We start from the raw sequence: 21,395 nt of genomic DNA on the forward strand, positions 1-21,395 counted from the left end.
TTGTTCGGATTTACTGGGGATTTTTATTTCAGTGCCGAATTATGTCTCGGCCACTTATTTTTTTGTTTCTGAAAAATCATCAGCTCGAGTTCATTTTTTATGAGTGGGCCGACAAATCAATGCGGCCTATGCTAGTCACCGTAAGCAATTAATTCATATCTTTCGGGGGAACTACAGATGACACTCTTAGCTTTGAGCACATTCATACCCAACATTAACGTGTTATTACCACAATTGATTAATCAATATGGGTGGCTAGTCTACATCGGGCTGTTTTGCCTCGTGTTCATTGAAACCGGGGTAGTGGTGCTACCATTCTTGCCCGGCGACTCGTTACTTTTCCTGTGCGGTTCGCTTGCGGCCATGAGCACCCACCCGCTGAACGTGGCAGTTCTTGCCGTGTTGCTCAGTGTCGCCGCAATCTTGGGCGACGCGCTTAATTTTGAAATTGGCGAACACGCCGGCCAGTACCTGACGCACACCAAGTGGTTTCAGCGGATTGTGCGGCCGCAGCACCTCGCACAATAAGAAGCGTTCTTCGCCAAGCATGGGCGCCCCGCGATTTTCCTCGGCCGGTTCATGCCGATTATCCGGACAATTATTCCCTTTACAGCTGGTGCCAGCAAGATGCGTTACCGTGACTTCGCGCTCTTCAATGTCATTGGCGGAATTAGCTGGGTACTAATTGTGCTCAGCTGTGGTTACTTGTTCGGCAATATCATGGTGGTGAAAAATCACTTTGAACTAATCATGTTAGCCATTGTGGTCATTTCGCTATTACCGGCCGCAATCATGATGTTGCGCAAGCGTGGGGGTGTGAATAATGTCGATTAAAAAACAAATGGCCATTGGTACCGCGTTAATCGCGGCCTTCTGCATCCTGATGGTCGGCGTGATGCGTGATGCCCAGTGGGTGCAGGTTCTAGATGGCAGTAGCGCGCACTTACTGCGGTACAGTGGTGCTCTCAATACCGCAATCTACATGGCCGCCGCTAAGCTCGGCAGCCCGCTGATTGCGATCGGGTTGAGCTTGGGCCTCAGCCTTGGGCTCGTGTTACTGCGCCAGCCGGGACTGGCCAGCTGGTTGCTGGGCATGCAGCTGGGCGGCGCGGCGGTTGCGGAAGGTATCAAGTTCATCGTGCAGCGGGCGCGGCCAACTGGTCAGCTAGTGGCCGATACTGGCTATAGTTTTCCCAGCGGCCACACATTTTGCACCACGATGTTAGTAATGAGCGTCATTTACGTCACGCTGCCACTGATTGAGGATCAAGAAAATCAGTTGGTGCTGGTTTTGATCGGCATTATCTGGGTGGGGCTGGTGGCCGCAGCACGCGTGTACCTGCGTGACCACTTCGGCACGGATGTCGTGGCCAGTGTGTTGCTGGCAGGTGGTTTGTGGAACGTACTTGCGCCGCTTAGAAATCCCGTTGTCTCGCGGATCGACGCGACGGTGCAACGGATTTGGGTTCGTGAAGGGAAGGCTTAATATGCAAAAATTGACAATTGTGATTCCGGCGTACAACGAACAAGAGGTATTGGCGTCGAGCGTACAACGGTTGCTCGGCATCGAGGACCGGATTGCGGCGGACAACTACCTGGATCAGCGGGCGGATATTCTGGTGGTGGATGATGGTTCAACCGACCAGACCTGGACGATTATTGAACAGTTGCACAAGGCCAACTCCCGGGTACGCGGCTTGCGCTTTTCCCGGAACTTCGGCCACCAGAACGCCCTGATTGCGGGGATGCGTGAGGCCGTGCAGACCGCGGCGGTCGTGGTGACCATTGATGCGGACCTGCAAGATGACCCCGAGAAGATTGCGGACATGGTTAAGTTGTATGCGGACGGTAAGGACATCGTCTACGGTGTGCGCAACAACCGCGATACGGATACCTGGTTCAAGCGCACCACCGCCCAGATGTATTACGGCATGCTGGGCAAGCTTGGGGTGGACCTCATCCCCAACCATGCGGATTTTCGCCTCATGAGTAAGCGCGCCGTGGAGACCTTCTTGCAGTATTCCGAACGCAACATCTTCATTCGGGGGCTCATCCCGCGGCTCGGGTTTGCGACGGCGAAGGTCTTCTACAAGCGCACGCCCCGCATGGCCGGGGAGTCGAAGTACCCGCTGAAGAAAATGCTGGCGTTCGCCTGGGACGGCATCACCAGCCTGACGATTGCGCCCGTACGGTTCATCCTGATTCTGGGGACCTTCGCATGCTTGCTGGCGGTGGGCATGTCCATCTACACGGTATTTTCCAAGGTGCTGGGACTCGCGGTTCACGGCTGGTCGTCACTGATGATTTCGCTCTGGTTCATGGGTGGCCTGCAGATGGTCAGTCTTGGTATCATTGGGGAATATGTGGGTAAGTTAACGACGGAAGTGAAGCACCGGCCACGCTACACGGTGCAGTCTAAACTAGATTAGGTGAGTAGATGCAGCAAGCAAAGTGGGTCCGCGTATTTCCAATCATATTAATATTTTGCTTAGCGATTGGCACCATCAGCAGTCTAATCAAAAGTGCTGGGCCACTGGTTCTGCTGGTCAGTATGGCGGTGCTGTTAGCAGCGCGGCTTCTCGCACCGTTGTTGAACCGGTTAACGCGGCGGCAAATGCTATTACTCCTCGGCATCGGCTTTGGCTTGATGCTGGTTGCGCAGCTGCTGGTGTTAAAAATTATGCCGGTGACCGTGTATCACGATCCGTTTCGGGTGCTCAGCCAGGCCGACCAAATGGCGGCTGGGGATATGCACTGGCGCATCACGTATTTTTGGCGTTACAGCAATAACGTGTCGCTCGCGTACCTATTGTCACTCTGGTTACGCGCGACCACGCTGGTGCACTTGTCAACGAATATGAGCGTGCACCTACTGAGTCTGCTGTTGCTCGACGGGTTCATTGCGTTGTTAACGCGAACTGTTGCTCAGCTTAGTCACCGGAACACTACGACCCTCGCCGTGTTTGCCTTTTGCAGCCTGACACCGGTTGCCTACACCTATTTTCTGCAGGTGTTTTACTCCGACTTACCCGCGATGCTGGTGCTTTTGATCTTAGTGCGTGAAGTGTGGCTATGGGCGCAGCGAAATGTGCGGCAGAAGTGGGTACACGGAATTACGTTGACCTGCACGGCGCTCCTGGGCCAGTTGTTGAAGCCTAATCTGATTGTGGTGTTACCCGCAGTTGTGCTGTTAGGTGGCTGCTATGTGTTACTGAAGCGGCGGCTTACTTGGGGTAAAATGCTGCCACTGCTGCTTATTGTTTTGGGCCTGGGGTTGAGTGTTCCTGCTGGCCGCATTATTGATACCGCGGCGAACTTCACGCCGAATACCCAGTTTGCCTTTCCGACCACGAACTGGCTGGTCATGGGGATTAACCAGCACAGCCACGGGATGTACAGCGGCAAGGATGTGGCGCGGTCGTTAAAATTGCCGAATCAAGCTGCGCGCAATCGGGCAAACCTGCAGATTATCGCCCACCGGTACCAGACGATTGGCCCCTTGAAACTAGCACGGCTTTGGGTGACCAAGGCCGGCATCCTGCTCAACGTTCACGGTGTGCAGAGTTGGTATAACGGTGGTTATCGGGTGGCACCCCAGTGGTATCTGGCCCACGCGCGTACGTTGCAAACGTTGACCGCGATGGGTTACCAGGTCGCGATTGTGTGTCTGTTCGTAATGACCGCCTTTCGCCTGCTGCTCTGGCGCCCGGAATTGCGTAGTCGGCGGGAGTGGGTAGTGCTATTTTCAATCATCATTGTTCTTGGGTACATCGCCTTTCACGTGCTGCTGTGGGAAACCGAGCAGCGTTATGGGCAGGTACTCGTGCCGCTCCTGTGGTTGGTCGCTTCTGGACTGCCGGTGCCCATCAAGGTGCGGCATTTTGGTTGGCGGCGGCCAGTTGCGGGCCTGGTACTGGCGGGAGGCGCCGTGGTTGCGGGAATTGGGGCAGCACCGCTGATTGCGGCCCAAAACCACCAGCCGCTCATTATCGCAGCGCAGCGGAGCCAGTTATCCACGCAGTATCGCGCCACGCCGCGTAAGCTTGCTGCGGGTGCGGTTCTGGCTGAAACGGTGAACGTGAATGCGCACGCTAACTACTTCTCCGTGCAAACGCACAATCACGCGCACGTGCGGGTCACACTCACCAACTTAGCGACGGGGGATGTGGTGCGGTTGCATCAGGCGGGCCTGGTTTACCGGACCCAGCAGCACCTAGCTGCGGGCCAGTACCGCATTTGGCTCACCAATACTTCCCGGCGGCCGCAAGCAATCGACGTGGTGGCCACGCATAATTACCGCTTGGCCCCGCACCCGCTTGTGATTAACGGGGTGCGACACGCGCACGCGTCATTAATCTATACAGTTATGCGAAAGGAATAAGCTAATGGTCAACACAGTGAACAAACTTTATGCACGTTACGGGGAAATCTTACGTTACTTGATTGTTGGTGGCCTGACCACGGTGATTAACGTCGCACTCTTTTACCTCCTGTTTCAGATCCACCTGAGCTGGTTCTGGGCGAACCTAGCTGCTTGGCTTGCAAGCGTGATGTTCGCGTTTGTGGCCAATAAGTGGTTGGTATTCGGGCAAAACGATGGCGGGCGGGGGACACTGCTGCGGGAAGGCGTGCTGTTCTTCGGCTTACGTGGCGCCTCGCTGCTTGCAGACACCGCCATCCTGTTTGTGGGGATTAACTTACTGGCAGCGCCAGTCTTAGGCGTGAAGATTGTTGATCAGGTGGTCGTGATTGCGCTCAATTACGTCTTCAGCAAATTAATATTTAAGTAATTCACTTAGCCCCGCGACATGTTGGTTCGGGGCTATTTATTTGCGCGCGACGTTAGCCAAATTGACAGGATACCGTTAATTGCGTTAACATTAATAACTATATAATTATGTAACCATCGGCTGAATTGCCGACTTCATCACGAAACGGAGGATTTTTTGAATTCTGAGATAACACCGAAGAAACGTTTTTACAAGCTTGCACCGCTTTCCCTGGTGCACCTACGCATCTACTTGGCCATCATTTTGGGCCAGTTCACGTGTGGGTACGCAATTGAAATTAGTGGGACGGCGGTCACGGAAGCGCAGAAATACATCACCATTCCGGATGTCTGGGTCGGGCTCATTGGGGCCGGCACCCTGATTGGTCTGGCTGGTAGCCTGCTGGTTGGTAAACTGTCAGACAAGGTCGGGCGGCGCCGGCTGCTCATGCTCAACATGTATTTGCTTGCCTTGATTTCACTCGGGCAACTGTTCACTAGCAACCTGCTAGCAACCTTCTTGATGCGCGTGCTGGTTGGCCTCATGATTGCTGTGGATTACACCGCCGGGAACACGCTCCTCATTGAATGGTTGCCGCTGAAGGAAAGCGGCAGGTTCCAGAGTCACCTAGTAATTTACTGGACGCTGGGCTTCATCGCGGGGTACGCAGCGAGTGCCTTTATCACCGGCTTTGACAGTATGACCTGGAAGCTGATGATGGTTTCACCCGCGGTATTCGCGCTGATCACCGCCGTTTTCCGTTCCGTCGCCAAGCTGCCAACGTCCCCGAGCTGGCTGGTCAACCAGGGTAAACCCCAGGCGGCCCAGAAGGTGATCCGCAAGAACTTGGGCCACAAGTGGGGCCTGTCGGACAAGCAAAAAGATGCCGGCAAAACGGCGGACGCCAGCTTCTCCTGGACGGTCGTGTTCACGCGTAAATACCTGCGCAATACCAGCGTTGGGGGCGTGTTCTACGCCGCGCAATCATTTACCTTCTTCGGCATTAGCATCTTCTTGCCGATTCTAGTTGGACAAATGGGGATTACGGACACCAAGATGGTCGGCTACCTGTACAACGGGTCGATGCTGGTAGGGGTCCTGCTCGGAATTGTGGTGTTCAATCGCTTAAGCCGCCGTCAGTTTTTGATTGGTGACTTCGCGTTATCTGCAGTTTGTTTACTGCTCCTCGGCTTTTGGCGCACTATGCCGACGCAACTGGAATTAGTAGTCTTCTCGCTGTTTTCGGTATTGCTGTCGGCCGGGCTGGTCATGGACTACGCGTACACCTCCGAGCTATTCGATTCCAGCGTGCGCGGAACCGGGGTTGGCATGGTCGTCACCTTCAGCCGTATTGGCGCCGCGGCCGGTACGTTCCTGTTGCCGATTATCACGACCAGCATGAGTGTCCAGATGGCAATGCTCATCTGTGGCGTGCTGCTCAGTTTTGCGGGGCTATTCAGTTTGGTATTGGCACCGGAAACTTCGCGCAAGCACCTGGCGCGCAAGATGGAATCAGGCGCCGGCGTGCATAACGCACCACTTCAACATTAGACTCGTCTTGGCTCGCACATTCGGTAGTGAATGTGCGGGCTTTTGTTTGTGCCAAGTTTTACATGCTCGCAATAGTATTCCGCTCGGAGCTGCATTACACTTAATGGATTAGGGAAGGAACTAAGACCATGGCAGATGTATTTCAGTTAACCGGCGTCGGTTTTGCTCCTGAGGGCAAGTCGATTCTGACCGATATTAATATAACCGTTGCAGCAGGTACGTACACGACCATCACGGGACCATCAGGTTCGGGGAAAAGCACGCTGCTGCGCTTACTGGCGACCATGCTGACGCCCACGAGTGGCACCATTTTGTTCAACAATCAGCCGCAAACCGCGTTGAGGAAGCCGGTGTACCGCCAGACCGTGTCGTATTGTTTCCAGCAGCCAAGCCTGTTTGGCGACACGGTGCGCGACAACCTCGCGTTCCCGTTTTCTTTGCGCAACCAGGAGTTCGACCGGGACAAGGCACTGGCGGCACTCGCGTCGGTGGAATTGCCGCCAACGATGCTGGATGCCAAGATTACGTCGCTGTCAGGGGGCGAAAAACAACGGGTGGCGCTGATTCGCAACCTCTTGTTTTTGCCGCAAGTGTTACTGCTTGATGAAGTGACCACGGGGCTGGATGCCGACACGAAGGCGACGGTGCACGCACTGATTGAACGGCACCACCAGGCAGGGATGACCATCTTGGCGGTGACGCACGACGAAACGGAAATCGCGGCGGCGGAAAAGCTACTGACGATTCGCGCAGGAAAGCTGGTGCCAGACGATGAATAATTTAATTGTGAGTCCCACCGCGCTGGCCTTTGCTGTGGTGCTTGTGCTGATTGCGCTCGGGATTAGTCTGCACGAAAAAATTGGGCTGGAGAAGGACATGGTGATTGGGGTCATCCGGGCCGTGGTCCAGCTGACCGTTGTGGGTTACGTGTTGACGTACATCATTAAGGTGGACCGGCTGTGGCTGACGGGCCTGATGGTGGCCATCATCATTTTTAACGCCGCGCAAAACGCGTACAAACGGGCCGACGGGATTCCCCACGCCTTCCCGATTAGCTTGCTCGCCATTGCGGTGGGCACGCTGCTGACGATTTTGCTGCTGGTTCTGGCAGGCGCGGTGAAGTTCACGCCAAGTCAGATTGTACCGGTATCGGGGATGATTGCGTCCAACGAGATGGTTGCCATCGGCTTGGCCTATCGCAACATGAATGCGAGCTTCCATGATCAACGCCAAGGCGTTCTGGAGCGGCTGGCGCTGGGGGCGAACCTGAAGCAAGCGTCCGCCCACATTGTGCGGGCCGCGATTCGCACGGGGATGGCGCCGACGATTGATTCCGCGAAGACGATGGGGATTGTCAGCCTGCCGGGGATGATGTCTGGGTTGATTTTTGCCGGCGTGGATCCGTCCAAGGCCATCATGTACCAGATCATGGTGACGTTCATGCTGCTGGCTGCGACGAGTATTGGCAGTGTGATTGCATGCTATCTGGCCTACCCGCAGTTCTACAATGGTGATATGCAATTACTCAACAAATAGATTAATGGCTGGCCGGTTTCGATAACGTCCTGTGCACGCAAAACGCTAAGCAGATTTTGCGGTGCTAAATGAAAAATTGACGTACAAGCCATTAGACCCCGGTTGCGAAAACCGAACATTTTTCCGCGGCACCGAATAATAACGGATGCACACGTTTTCTTTGCCCGCCGTATCATTGACCCGTGCCCGGATAACCGCTAGAATTAAATCATTCAAAATAAAAAAAGCTAGGAGTGTGAAACGTTGGCAACTACGAACAAGGATTACGACCAGATTATCGTGCTTGATTACGGTAGTCAGTACAACCAGCTCATCACCCGCCGGATTCGTGAATTCGGTATTTACTCTGAACTGAAGCCCCACACCATTAGTGCGGCGGAAGTCCGTGAGATTGCGCCTAAGGGGATTATTTTCTCCGGCGGTCCAAACTCCGTATACGACGAGGGTGCACTTGGGGTTGACTCTGAACTGTTCGAACTCGGGATTCCAATCCTCGGGGTTTGTTACGGGATGCAGCTGATGGCTAAGAAATTAGCTGGTGGCCGCGTTGAATCAGCCGACAACCGTGAATACGGGCACGTCGACATTCAGGTGAACGAAGATACCAACCCAATTCTGTTCAAGAACCTGCCCGAAAAGCAGTTCGTATGGATGAGTCACGGTGACCTTGTTCGCCAGGCACCAGATGGTTTCACCGTTACTGCAACCTCCAAGAACTGTCCAATCGCCGCAATCGCTGACGACAAGCGCAAATTCTACGGGATTCAGTTCCACGCTGAAGTGCAGAACACCGAATACGGCCACGAAATCCTGCGTCACTTCGCCTTTGACGTATGTCACGCAGAAGCTAACTGGTCCATGTCCGACTTCATCGACGACCAGATCAAGGCCATCCGTGCCGAAGTCGGCGACAAGAAGGTGCTTCTTGGCCTCTCTGGTGGGGTTGACTCCTCCGTTGTTGCTGCACTCCTGAACAAGGCGATTGGCGACCAGCTCGTCTGCATCTTCGTCGACCACGGTCTGCTGCGGAAGAACGAAGCTGACCAGGTAATGGACAGCCTCGGCAAGGGTCTCGGTGTGAACATCATCAAGGTTGACGCGCACGAACGCTTCTATGCTGACCTGAAGGGTGTTACTGACCCTGAAAAGAAGCGCAAGACGATTGGGCGAGACTTCATTGAAGTGTTCAATGAAGAAGCAAGCAAGCTTCACGGCATCGACTACCTCGCACAGGGTACCCTGTACACCGACGTGGTTGAATCCGGGACCGACACGGCTCAGACCATCAAGAGTCACCACAACGTTGGTGGCCTGCCAGAAGACCTCAAGTTCAAGCTCATCGAACCACTCAACAAGTTGTTCAAGGATGAAGCTCGTGAATTGGGTGAAAAGCTTGGTATTCCGCACGAACTCGTTTGGCGGCAGCCATTCCCTGGCCCTGGTCTTGGTATCCGGGTCCTCGGTGAAGTCACCGAAGAGAAGCTCGCCATCGTTCGCGATTCCGACGCCATCCTGCGCGAAGAAATCAAGAAGAACGGCCTCGACGAATCCATCTGGCAGTACTTCACCGTGCTCCCTGGCTTCAAGTCAGTTGGGGTCATGGGTGACGGCCGGACGTACGACTACACGATTGCCATTCGTGCCATCACTTCTATCGACGGGATGACCGCTGACTTTGCCCGGATTGACTGGGACGTCCTGCAGAAGATTTCTGCCCGGATTGTTAATGAAGTGGGGCACATCAACCGCGTAGTTTATGATATTACCTCCAAGCCGCCTGCGACTGTGGAATGGGAATAAATCAATAACTAGAATTGACACGAAAATAGCGATATAAAGGCGTTTTGGATTTGTGGAAATAGGTTCAAACTCCGCCAACTCCACTAAAAAAATAAGATGCTCCGCCAAAACTCCGCCAGAATTTGGCGAAGGACTGTTGGTAAAGTTCATAAGAAAGTCGCTAAGGGTTCGATACCACTAGCGACTTTTTTGCGTATATAGGGTGTCTCGTTGGCAAATTAAACCTGTTATAATAAAAGCAATATAGAGCGTCATAGATTGAGTTAAAAATAAACTTGACAGATACGGAGATATACTAATCATGAGACCAGACCAGACCAGACCAGAAAATAATTTTGATAGTTTAATTGCTCAAATTGACGAAAGTGCTAACGGCGTACAACGTGATCGCGGCACGATGTTTGAAGAAGTTGTTAAGTCCTACCTACTGAACGAACCAGCATATAAGAATCTGTACGATGATGTGTGGCTATTAAGTGAAGTTCCCGCCGAATATCATATTCCTAAGAAAGACCTTGGCGTTGATCTTGTGGCGCGGCATCGTGATTCGGGCGAGTTAACCGCCGTACAGGCTAAGTATTATCGCGGCAAAGTTGGCAAGGACACCATTAATAGCTACGTTGCTGAACTAAACAAGAATTACTATGCAGACGGCCTATTAGTGACCACCACGGATGACTGGAACAAGAACGCCGAAGCTACCTTAAATGATGGTTCTAAGGATATCAACCGCATCGGTTTGTCTGACCTCAAGCACTCTAGCTTTGACTGGTCGCAATTCAGTTTTGGCAATGCAGAAAAAGCAATTACTGCCAGTCACAAACAACCACGGGCTTACCAAAAAGAGGCAATTGATAAGACTGTGGCCTATTTTTCTAATCACGAACGCGGAAAATTGATTATGGCTCCTGGAACTGGGAAGACGTTTACTAGTCTCAAGATTGCGGAAGCTATGGCTGCACATGAACAGAAACAAGACTATTTTGTGCTGTATCTGGTACCCAGTATTCAGTTGTTGTCGCAGACTTTATTTAGCTGGAACAGTGACGTGACGCCAACCACGAATCTGGTTTCGTTCGCCGTTACTTCTGATCGTAATGCGTCTAAGAAACGAACATATAACAATAACGATGACAGTGACATCAACATTCAAGATATTGGCTTCCCTGCCTCAACCAATGCCGATAAGTTGATGGCGAACTTTAAGGCACTCGCACCAACTAATGGTCAACGGATTACCGTGATTTTCAGCACTTACCAATCTATTGACGTCATCCATCAAGCCCAAGCACTTGGTTACCCCGAATTTGATTTAATTATCGCCGACGAAGCCCACCGCACGACTGGCTCACACGCGGCTAATGAAGAAGCTGGTATTTTCACCAAGGTACACAATAACAAGATTGTACAGGCACGTCACCGGCTCTATCAAACCGCGACCCCGAAGATTTACTCCCAAGATACGAAGAAAAAAGGTCAAGAAGAAAATATCGTGATTGCGTCCATGGATGACGTGGACATGTACGGCGATGAAATCTTCCGACTTGGCTTTGGCGACGCTGTGGCTAAGGGAATTCTGACTGATTACAAGGTAGAAGTGTTAGCCGTGGATGAAGCCGTGATTCAGCGGAACTTACAAAGCAGTCTCGCCACCGAGAACGGATTAAACATTGATGACATTGGAAAAATCATTGGCGTCTGGAATGCGATGATGAAGCGCGAAAGCTTCTCGAATAAGACCGCGGGTGCACCAATGCAACGGGCCATCGCTTTTGCCTCCGTAATTGATAATCAGCGCGGCCACGGTGCCGGTAAGGTTGGTTCTAAACAGATTGCACAAGAGTTCAGCCATGTCGTCAATGAGTATCTGGGCACGGATAAGCCGAATAGTTTTCACGTTGATGTCAAGCACGTTGACGGCAGTATGAACGCCTTACAAAAGAAAGACGCCATTGATTGGTTAGCAGCCGATTTACCTGATGATGAGGCACGGGTACTGTCTAACGTTAAGTTCTTAACCGAGGGGATTGATGTGCCCAATCTGGATGCCATTATTTTCTTTGCTCCAAAGCGATCCCAGATTGACATTGTGCAGGCCGTTGGTCGGATCATGCGTAAGTACAAGGATAAGGAATACGGTTACATTATTCTGCCCGTAGTTGTTCCCTCCGGCCAAGATCCCGACACGGTATTGGATGACAACAAGACCTATCAAGCGGTTTGGCAAGTATTGAACGCTCTCCGCTCCATTGATGAACGGTTTGAAGCCTCGGTTAACAAACTCGACTTAAACAAGAAACGGCCACGTAACCTAAACGTGATTGGTGTTGGTGGCGCCCCAGATGATGGCTTTAATCGTTCGGATGGGCATACGGGTGACAGCCACGGCGCTGAACAAACCGAACTGGAACTGAACTGGCATGAAATTCAAGATGCTATTTATGGTCGAATTGTTAAAAAAGTGGGTGACCGCCGTTACCTAGAAGACTGGACGGCTGATGTGCAAGCACTGGCAGAACGGCATATTCGGTGGATTCAAACCCTAATTGCAGATAAGCAGTCGCCGTTCGCCAAGTCATTTAAGTGCTATGTGAAGAGTCTGCAACATAATATCAATAGTGATATTGATGACCAGCAAGCAATTGAGATGTTGGCCCAGCACGTGATTACCAAGCCAATCTTTGAAGCGCTGTTCGACCAGTATAGTTTCGTCAACGACAATCCGGTTTCCCGTGCAATGGAAGACATGATTCAGCAGATGACTAAAGCTGGCTTTGACCAAGAACAAGCAGCCTTGGAACCTTTTTATGAATCGGTGCGGATGCGAGCGACTGGGATTGATAATGCGGCGGCGAAACAACAATTCATCGTCACCTTGTATGATAAGTTCTTTAGTACCGGATTTAGTGCCACTACCGAAAAGTTGGGGATTGTCTTCACGCCGGTGGAAATCGTGGACTTTATTGTGAAGTCCGTGGACGAGGTATTAAAAGAACACTTTGGCCGCGGTCTTGATGCGGAGAACGTGCATATTTTAGATCCGTTTACCGGTACAGGGACGTTTATTGCGCGCACCCTTGAATACCTGAATCAAGAAATGAAGGCCGGAAAGATTACACTGGCCGACATTACCCGTAAGTACACGCAGGAACTGCACGCCAATGAAATTGTGTTGTTGAGTTACTATATCGCGGCCATTAACATTGAATCCGTTTTTGATGAGATCAACGGTCCCGAAAACTACATCCCGTTTGATGGTATTGTGCTGGCAGACACCTTCGCCTCCACGGAAAATAATTCGGTGCTTGATGAAGATATGTTTGGTGGTAATAACAAGCGTCTGCAAAAACAGCAAGAGGTGCCAATTACCGCAATTATCAGTAACCCACCGTATTCTGTGGGACAACGAAACCAGAATGACGATAACCAGAACGTGCACTATGAAAAGCTGGAAAAACGAATTGCCGATACGTACGTGAAGAATAGTACCGCGGGGCTTACTGGCGGTTTGTATGACAGCTACATCAAGGCATTCCGTTGGGCCAGTGACCGACTTAATAAGCGAGGTGTTATTGGCTTTGTAAGTAATGGCGCCTTCTTGGATACTCGTTCAGCTAGTGGTTTGCGTAAATCTTTTTATGACGAGTTTAATTATCTATATTTCTATAACTTACGGGGAAACACTCGTACCTCAGGTGAGACTGCCCGTAAAGAAGGGGGCCAAATTTTTGGTTCGGGTAGCCGTACTCCAATCACAATAACTATTTTAATTAAAGACGGTTCCGATGAACACCACCTGTATTACAAAGATATTGGCGACTACCTTTCTCGCCAACAGAAGTTTGATGCGATTTCAAAAGCAGCATCAGTGAATGGGATTGAGTGGACGGAACTGACACCAGATGACAATAATGACTGGCTAAATCAGCGCGACAAGAATTACCAAAAATATATTGCTATCTCTGCGGACACACCTTCTGTCTTTAAATCTAATGCTATTGGCGCAAAGACAAATCGTGATGCTTGGCTGTACGGTTTCTCCCGTACTGCAACATACGATAAGGCTAAACGACTTGCAGAGCACTATAACCAAGAACTAGATAATGGAACGGGTACTCCAATAAATCGTGACGGTGAGTATATCAAGTGGTCACCGAAACTTGAACAGTTACTGAAACGGGGCCAATCAATAAAATTTGACGAGCAGAATATTCGCCTTGGCTTGTATCGTCCGTTTACGAAGAAGTACCTATATTACGATAATAGTTTGGTAGAACGTCCGGGCTTATATTACAAGCAATTTGGCGCCAGCAATGAAGTCATCTTCACCACTGGCCGTGGGGCTTCAAAAGATTTTTCAGCGTTGGCGACCGATCTGATTCCAAACATGGACTGTCTCGAAAAAGCGCAAGGATTCATGCGCTACAATAACGAGGAAAATAATTCGGTTGAGAACATTCTTGCCCCAGACCGCGATAACGTTTCCGCTGAGTTTGCGGCTGGGTTGGGCCTGACCACCGATGAAACATACGCGTATGTTTATGGTTTGCTCAACTCACCGGAGTACCAACAGAAGTATGCGAATGATCTTAAGAAGGATTTGGCTCGGATTCCAGTGGTTAAGTATGTGCGCAAGTATGTGGATGTTGGTCAACAACTGCTTGATCTGCACATTAATTATGAGGACGTCGAACCATATGCTGATTGTAAGATAACCATGCATGCAGATAAGCCAAGCTATCGAGTTCAGAAAATGCGGTTTAAGTCACGCGCTGATCACAGTGTGATTAAGTTCAATTCAGATATTACGATTGCGGATATTCCTGAACGGGCTTATGACTATGTTGTTAATGGGCGTTCGGCAATTGAATGGATTATGGATCAGTATCAAATCAAAACTGATAAGGCCTCAAAAATTATCGATGACCCAAACGAATACAGTGACGACCCAAAGTATATTTTCAAGTTGCTATTACGAGTAGTGACGGTTTCCCTTAAAACACTAGACTTGATTGGCACGCTTCCCCAGTTTGAAGTGGTTGAATAAGGTGACCGACTTATGAAATCACAAATAAGGATAGCGAAAGAAGCACGTAAAAAAGCTTTTGAACCTGTTATGGGTAAAATATTTGAGCTGTGCAGTGAGAGAATCAACAGGAGAATAGGCTTAATTTTACGCACCGTAGATGATACTAATGAAACCCAAAATCATAATGAAAAAGATGCCCGAGCCAGTCTAAAATATAAAATTATCGAGAATAAGGAAGGTAAACTGGCTGGCGGACTGGATGAGGATGTGGTTAGCCATATTATTGACGGGAAGTGTGAACCTAGAAGAAATCTGTATTTGTTCCCTACCAAGAGCGCCAAGGAATACTATGCCGCTTTTCGGGGAATTCTCTGGTTTGATGGAGTTTATGAGATCCTCTGGGGGACGGTCACTGAAATCACTACCTATTTACCGATTATTTTTCAGATGCTTTGTAACGCAGAAATAGAAGAGCAAGACAATTTGCCATCTAATTCTAAGAAAAACAACAAGTTGATTGATATACGGCAGGTACTTAGTAACTTTGAGGGCAATGGCACGGATGAGCAGATTAATCATGCGTACAAAAAAGTCTCGAATCTTTTCTTTTTGGAATGGATGAAATTTACGACGCTTCGTAGCGATGAACGTAAATTTACAATTGCTGACGGTTCTCCGAATCCAACTGTTGTGACTCCGAAAACCATTAAAACTAGAATTGATGATACAGAAGAAAACCAATACAGAGGATTTTACCAGCTGAATATTAGGTTAAGTGAATTTGCGAATAACCAGCTTTATCAAGTTTTAACACAAGGAATTATGGAATCGCTTTGAACATATGCAACGCTCAGGAAGCTTATTCAGAAATTGAATAGGCTTTTTTGCTGTCTCTTTTAGTTTATATTTGTCAACAGCGATGGTTTTAAGTTTGCTTGATTTACACCGCGGTTCATCTTTAACGAGTAAGGGAGCAAACTACATTTATCGGGCGCCCGATAAAATAAATTATTAGGAGATGCATTTATGAAGTTAGCACAAGGAAGATTATCAGAGGTTGAAATTGCAAATGTAGAAACACCAAAGGTAGCACGGATAGTATCTATTTCTAAAAGTCCACGATACGGGGAAAATAGCGAACCAATCCCGAATTCTGTTGCAAAAGTAGTTTGTCAGTTTATTGATACAGACTTGGCAAAAATCTTAGAAAAGGTTGGTGGGGATTCTTCTCAGTTGAAAACCTTTGTGCTTGAGTTAGTCGGTGATGAAACCGACCTAGTAGATATTTCGGAATCCGAACTTCTGGGTTCGGAGATTCAACTTACAGATGCCAAGGTTATGCTTAAGTGGGCTACTGGTCGCAACGGTGGTGGTTGGCGCGATTTGAAATTGGTAATGAATATTTCGAATGGTGATAGTAAGGCGGCGAAAAGATAATGAATGACAAAAAGAGCTTGAGTATCCGGGCGTACCTGAATGAAATTGAATATTGTTTAGAAAAAACTGATGACGCTAGCCTAGAACGTGCGAGGAGGTTAGTACGTGTAACGCGAGAAATTCTGGAAGAAAGGCGCAAGGGCGACTTTGAAGAAGGCTTTCTAAATGATAATAATGATTGAGTGGTTGAGCCGGTTATTACCGACTTCAAAAGGTGTTGCTGTGTTAACTATTAACGACAGCATTGTGAACACCGACAAGAGAAGAAGGAGAGCTACAAAAGACCTGTTTAAATTATGGACAGGGACCTGCATTATTTTGGAAGTGGGCAGAGTGATCCAAAAAATTGTAACGCGTACATCCGAATCTCTGATAAGTATTTCCAAAACTTCTTTTGCCATATACTCCGGTGGAATCATGTTAGCTGTTTTCACAGTTCTTGCATGGCGATATTTTCATAGTGAGTATTCGCCGCTTGAACGTTGGCAGCTAGAACTACTACTACGAAGATTTTCAGAAACCACTGATTTATTGGGACGAACGGATAATGAAGTGAAACAAACACAAAGCGTTCGGTGGAACTATCAGGTTATGGAGCATACGACAATAGTCGAAGTCTTTACTGGTGGACATGTGAGCCTTGAGAATGAGCATGATATTGGCAGACGTCTTCTTGCTTTCTTGAATAAGGAAACGACACGATATTGGGAAATGATGACTGTTGAATATGATACTGGCAGAGTTCAGATACACTTCACACATGAACCGGAACAGCGGATTATTGTGGATCGACTGGACGTTATGCCGAGAAGTGAATCAGTATATATTCCACTTAGTAGTCGGTTTTCATGGACTGATAGACAACCAATGGGGCTAATAGTCGGGCCAACAGGGTCTGGGAAAACTAGTCTGTTGAAATCGATAATCATTGGTTTTCTGGAAAATGATAAAAAAAATTCGGTATACACCATCGATGGAAAAGACGCATTTCTAAGCGTGTCCATGTCCAGAATTGGCAAGGTCGCTACCGATGGAGAAGGAGCTATTCGACTGACGGAAGAGCTTTGTGTGGTGATGAAGAACAGGTACGACGAAATGAATGCAGACTATGCCTCTGAACTAGATAAAGTTCACACCGAAATATTCCATCAAGGTGGAATTCTACTGGTTGCGGATGAATTGTTAGCTTTAGTAGCGACAATGCAGGCAGAGGACAAGGAAGTAAAACCTGCAGATCGTCTTTATCCAAAGTTGTACAAGAACCTACTTTCTCTGATAGTGAAGGGCCGTCAAGCTAGTATATCTGTGATTATCAGTGGTCAGATGATGCCGGCGTCCATATTGCCAACAGAGGCTCGCAGTAGTCTGGGGATGCGTATAAGCCTTGGAAGGACATCCCCACAACAGGCACAGGAAGTATTTGGGGTAAGCAATAGAGAATTGCCGTCGGTTGATGCTGAACATTATGGCGGACTGATCTTGTTGGATGGACTTAACTGGGATGGCCCAAAAGCCTTTCTGCCACCTATGTATGATGATAAAGCATTGCCTTTTAAAGCTACTTTGACAAAGCTTGCAGCATCACGCGGCGGTGGTGGAACGCCACAAGACGCGGGAGGAGGCGAGCACTTGCCTGTTACTTGACATACAGGCAAGATAAGCTGAATCTGTACATGTTAAAAACTTATAATGCAAAATATGTGAGGTTTGAGGATCACATTGAAGTTATTCGGTATGGTGAGTTAAAAACGCATTTAAGCGGTGAAGAGCATGAGAACAAGCGTATAACGGGTCAGATTACTGAACCGGAGCGAAAGCAGCAACTCACTGAACAGGCATTTCGGATTAAGAGGAAGGTTAAGTATTATCTACAAGCAAACCAATTTACATTATTTTGGACACTTACATTTAATGACCAAAAGGTGAACGCAAAAAATTACGTGTATTCTCGCAAACGGCTACAGGCATGGCTAAAATACCAGCGTGAAAAGTTCGGCAAGTTTGCGTATCTGTTTATTCCGGAGCTGCATCCTGAATCTGGACGAATTCATTTTCATGGTGTTACGGGAGGCTTGGATCCACCCCTAACGGTAGCTAGGTATCCGAAGAGCGGAAGAAGAATCGTAAAGAACGGAGTTCAAATATTTAACGCTGACAATTGGCAAAGTGGCTTTAGTACGGTTAGTACTATTCAAGACAAGAACAAGGCGGCGACTTATATTGCGAAGTACGTTACAAAAGAATTAATGCTGCTACCGACTGCATACCACCAGCCAAGATATTTTGTGAGTAGAGGTCTAAAACAACCTACAGTGTCTTATCGAAAAATTTCTGAGGAAGACTTAGAAATGTTCAAACCGAAGTTTGTAGTGGGGCATGTGACGTCTGATACAAAACATTTTGAAAGCGACATTTCAATATATCAGATTGATATTTCTGCAGATGGTGAGTTACTACAGAACGCTTCAGTAGAAACGGTTTGGAAATTAAGAAACAGTGAAAGGGGGACAAACATGGATGCAGATAAATAATAATACTGTTACGAAAAAAGAACTGACGGAACTTGGTTATCGAGAGAATACAGCGGTTGAAATTATTAGACAAGCAAAGCGGAGCATGGTACAACAAGGGTATGAATTTTACACCAATCGGCGCCTTGGTCGGGTACCGATTGAAGCAGTCGAGGCAATTATTGGGGCATCCCTTCGAAAGGATGCAGACAACAATGGCAAAGACTAAGTTTTCAGGGGTGTATAGTGGCCAAGATGGCTACTTTTACTACGATATTCAATTAGGGGTTGATACGAACACAGGTAAACGAATTCGGAAAAAAGGGAAAAAGGATGCCGACGGGTTGCTGTTCAAATCTGCAACTGCTGCCCATAAAGAGGTTGTAAGGTTAAAGGCAGAGTATGATCGTGATAGTGGGCATACGGTGTACGCGTTAACCTATGGAACATTTTTGCGTCAGATGTATATTCCAGCTTATCAAACGAGTGTTCAACCAGCCACGTTTGATACCCGTAAGACGGCGCTTAGTCTGTTTATCGCTAGATTTGGCGAAACAGAACTTCGAAAAATTGATGTCCGAATGGTTCAGGAATTCAAAAACTGGCTGTTAAGCGATGCCGGGTATGCACAAAGCTATGCTAGTTTAGTCTTCGGTATGTTTCGTAAAACATTGGATTTTGCGGTTGAAATGAATTACCTACCAAGCAATGTCTCGAAAAGAGTGAAGGCCATTCCAAAGGGGCGTGCTACTGTCCCGTATTGGACTAAAGATGAATTTCAGCAAGTGCTGAATCAAATATGTATTGTTGACTATTACGAACATTTGAATTTCGTAATGTTGTATTGCTACTTTATGACTGGCGTTAGAGTCAATGAAGGAATGGCTCTACAGTGGTCAGACGTTGATTTTATGCATGCGCGATTACGAGTAACTCACATGTTGGTCATAAAAAGTAAGAGTGATTGGGAACGGCATAATTACACCAAGACTGATAGTGGACTACGGACAATATCTTTGGATAAAGACACTGTGAAAATTTTGCGAGCTTGGAAAAAGCGGCAAAAGCAAAACGGGTTCGGAAATTCTGACGATTTTATATTTAGCTATGATGGCGCACCGATGCTTAAATCAACCTTAATGCGAATTATTCAACGATATGCGAAGTTAGCGAATGTTCATCCGATCCAGGGCAAAGGCCTTCGTCATAGCCATGCAAGCTACTTGATTAACGAATTTAATGTTTCAGTACTCATCTTGTCAAAACGACTGGGGCATTCATCCCCGGAAATCACGCTTCGACATTATGCGCATTTGTATGTGGGCGCTGATAGGGAGCTTGCACAAATGATGTCAGGGCACATATCTTTCTCGACGCCTGCCGAATCACAAGTAAACTTTAACGGCAATCAGGCCGTTGCTCCGCTGAAACTCCGCCCGGAAAGAGTGAATGCACGAGAACGTTAGTATATCAACGATTGTGACTGACCATTACAATTGAATGGGAATAAAAGGTACATGTTAATTGAGTCCGGAATGTTGATTTAACGGCATTTTCGGAAGATACAAAGGATACGCTTGGCGGGGGAATTGTTACGTTCCCCGCCAAAATCCCCGCCAAGTTTGGGCCGAATGAGGGCTGAGTTGGCGGGGATTTTTAGGTTAGTTCGTCAGTCTGTGCTTATGTTCCTTACCGTTGTTGGAGCCACTAATATCAGTGGCATGGGAGGGTTGCTTGCCAAAAAGTCAGTTTCGTACTACGATGCCAATAATCCGTAATCGTATATCTACTAACCCATTTTCTTTCTAAGGAGTTCACCATGCCTGACCAAACTGAACATATGCTTCCTGACATAATTTCCAAGGCCCTAGCGCTACCAGTCGTTCGCGTTGATCGGCGCACATTCTTAACTAAATTATTTCCGCATGCCACAGAAGTCGAATTGATGTCGATTCTTAAAGATGGCCCGCAAGCCGACTACACATTGGAACAGCTGACTAAGGTTGCCCGTCGCGTCGTCATGCACGATACCGAGAAGACCTCGGCAATCTCATTTGCTGCGGGATTGCCCTCAAATATCGCCGTCGCTGCTGGAACCGGCACAGCTGACCTCATACAGTACTATGGATTTGCCCTACGTATGGCCCAAAAGGTTGCTTATATTTACGGTCAAGAAAATCTCTTCACTGAAGAGGGGACATTGTCTGAAGACGGCGAGCGTGATGTCATGATCTATCTCGGTGTGATGTTGGGCGTAGCTTCAGCAAATTCCGCATTGATGTTTATATCTAAGGGACTGAGTAATACACTAAGCAAGAAGTTCATGGCAACCGCGGTCACTCGCACAACGTGGTATCCGCTATTGAAAAAGATTGCCGGATACATTGGTGTCTCCGTAACCAAAAAATCAACCTCTGCTGTGATTTCAAAGTCACTCCCTGTTATCGGTGGCTTTGTCTCGGGTGGTCTGACCTTGATTACTTTTCGACCGATGGGGAACCGATTGATTAAAACTTTTGAAACCACACTCACAGCAACGCCTGACCAAATCAAACAGGCACAAAACGTTATCCTCGAGGATATCAAAAAATCTTCAAACGAATAGGTGCGAGTTAGTAAAGTGAATTCGATTATAGTAATCCGGCTCGTTTGTATATTAAATTGGAATGTTAAATTTCCTGTGAGGATTCCCGTCAAGGTGGCCTATTTGGTCGAGTTGGCGGGAATTTTTGTAGTCGTTCGAGAAAACGCTATACATTATTT

Annotated in this window: 16 protein-coding genes and 1 pseudogene; all 17 read left to right on the forward strand. The window is 48.3% G+C overall.

Annotated features, from left to right (window positions below; all coding sequences use genetic code 11):
• Positions 1-177 precede the first annotated feature (177 nt).
• The 17 genes and pseudogenes from FC18_RS06685 (at position 178) to FC18_RS11925 (ending at position 21,237) form a co-directional block, all read left to right on the forward strand.
• Positions 178-834: pseudogene (locus FC18_RS06685) on the forward strand (VTT domain-containing protein).
• Positions 824-1,486, forward strand: coding sequence for a phosphatase PAP2 family protein (locus FC18_RS06690; protein ID WP_054680186.1), 663 nt, complete (start codon positions 824-826; stop codon positions 1,484-1,486). The pseudogene FC18_RS06685 and the gene FC18_RS06690 overlap by 11 nt, the downstream one beginning before the upstream one ends.
• A 1-nt stretch (position 1,487) precedes the next feature.
• The gene (locus tag FC18_RS06695; RefSeq protein WP_054680189.1) at positions 1,488-2,429 is read left to right on the forward strand and encodes a glycosyltransferase family 2 protein; all 942 of its coding nucleotides are present in this window, start codon (positions 1,488-1,490) and stop codon (positions 2,427-2,429) included.
• An 8-nt stretch (positions 2,430-2,437) separates the two neighbouring features.
• Positions 2,438-4,381, forward strand: coding sequence for a hypothetical protein (locus FC18_RS06700; RefSeq protein WP_056975814.1), 1,944 nt, complete (start codon positions 2,438-2,440; stop codon positions 4,379-4,381).
• Between the two features lie 4 nt (positions 4,382-4,385).
• Complete coding sequence (locus FC18_RS06705; RefSeq protein ID WP_054680197.1) at positions 4,386-4,790, forward strand: GtrA family protein; 405 nt, start codon at positions 4,386-4,388, stop codon at positions 4,788-4,790.
• A gap of 156 nt (positions 4,791-4,946) precedes the next feature.
• The gene (locus tag FC18_RS06710; RefSeq protein WP_054680202.1) at positions 4,947-6,320 is read left to right on the forward strand and encodes an MFS transporter; all 1,374 of its coding nucleotides are present in this window, start codon (positions 4,947-4,949) and stop codon (positions 6,318-6,320) included.
• Between the two features lie 128 nt (positions 6,321-6,448).
• The gene (locus tag FC18_RS06715) at positions 6,449-7,099 is read left to right on the forward strand and encodes an ABC transporter ATP-binding protein (protein WP_054680204.1); all 651 of its coding nucleotides are present in this window, start codon (positions 6,449-6,451) and stop codon (positions 7,097-7,099) included.
• On the forward strand, positions 7,092-7,856 hold the full coding sequence (locus tag FC18_RS06720; RefSeq protein WP_054680207.1) for an ABC transporter permease: 765 nt from the start codon (positions 7,092-7,094) through the stop codon (positions 7,854-7,856). The genes FC18_RS06715 and FC18_RS06720 overlap by 8 nt, the downstream gene beginning before the upstream one ends.
• A gap of 243 nt (positions 7,857-8,099) precedes the next feature.
• Positions 8,100-9,656 (forward strand): glutamine-hydrolyzing GMP synthase, encoded by a 1,557-nt coding sequence (gene guaA / locus FC18_RS06725; protein ID WP_054680210.1) that lies wholly within the window; start codon positions 8,100-8,102, stop codon positions 9,654-9,656.
• A 301-nt stretch (positions 9,657-9,957) separates the two neighbouring features.
• Positions 9,958-14,703: a type ISP restriction/modification enzyme gene (locus FC18_RS06730; RefSeq protein ID WP_056975816.1), complete on the forward strand. Its 4,746-nt coding sequence runs from the start codon at positions 9,958-9,960 to the stop codon at positions 14,701-14,703.
• A 12-nt stretch (positions 14,704-14,715) separates the two neighbouring features.
• Positions 14,716-15,522, forward strand: a complete 807-nt coding sequence (locus FC18_RS06735; protein ID WP_054680213.1) for a hypothetical protein — start codon at positions 14,716-14,718, stop codon at positions 15,520-15,522.
• A 189-nt stretch (positions 15,523-15,711) separates the two neighbouring features.
• Positions 15,712-16,122, forward strand: a complete 411-nt coding sequence (locus tag FC18_RS06740) for a hypothetical protein (protein WP_054680216.1) — start codon at positions 15,712-15,714, stop codon at positions 16,120-16,122.
• 165 nt (positions 16,123-16,287) lie between these two features.
• Positions 16,288-17,766: an FtsK/SpoIIIE domain-containing protein gene (locus FC18_RS06750; RefSeq protein WP_082620480.1), complete on the forward strand. Its 1,479-nt coding sequence runs from the start codon at positions 16,288-16,290 to the stop codon at positions 17,764-17,766.
• Between the two features lie 29 nt (positions 17,767-17,795).
• On the forward strand, positions 17,796-18,653 hold the full coding sequence (locus tag FC18_RS06755) for a rolling circle replication-associated protein (RefSeq protein WP_054680231.1): 858 nt from the start codon (positions 17,796-17,798) through the stop codon (positions 18,651-18,653).
• Positions 18,640-18,861: a DUF3173 domain-containing protein gene (locus FC18_RS06760; protein ID WP_010014587.1), complete on the forward strand. Its 222-nt coding sequence runs from the start codon at positions 18,640-18,642 to the stop codon at positions 18,859-18,861. Before FC18_RS06755 ends, FC18_RS06760 begins: the two co-directional genes overlap by 14 nt.
• Entirely contained in the window at positions 18,848-20,098 is a 1,251-nt protein-coding gene (locus FC18_RS06765) for a tyrosine-type recombinase/integrase (protein WP_010014586.1), read from the forward strand. Before FC18_RS06760 ends, FC18_RS06765 begins: the two co-directional genes overlap by 14 nt.
• Before the next feature lie 353 nt (positions 20,099-20,451).
• On the forward strand, positions 20,452-21,237 hold the full coding sequence (locus tag FC18_RS11925) for a hypothetical protein (RefSeq protein WP_082404164.1): 786 nt from the start codon (positions 20,452-20,454) through the stop codon (positions 21,235-21,237).
• Positions 21,238-21,395: the final 158 nt, after the last annotated feature.

It is taken from the genome of Lacticaseibacillus sharpeae JCM 1186 = DSM 20505 (assembly GCF_001436225.1).
Taxonomy (GTDB): domain Bacteria; phylum Bacillota; class Bacilli; order Lactobacillales; family Lactobacillaceae; genus Lacticaseibacillus; species Lacticaseibacillus sharpeae.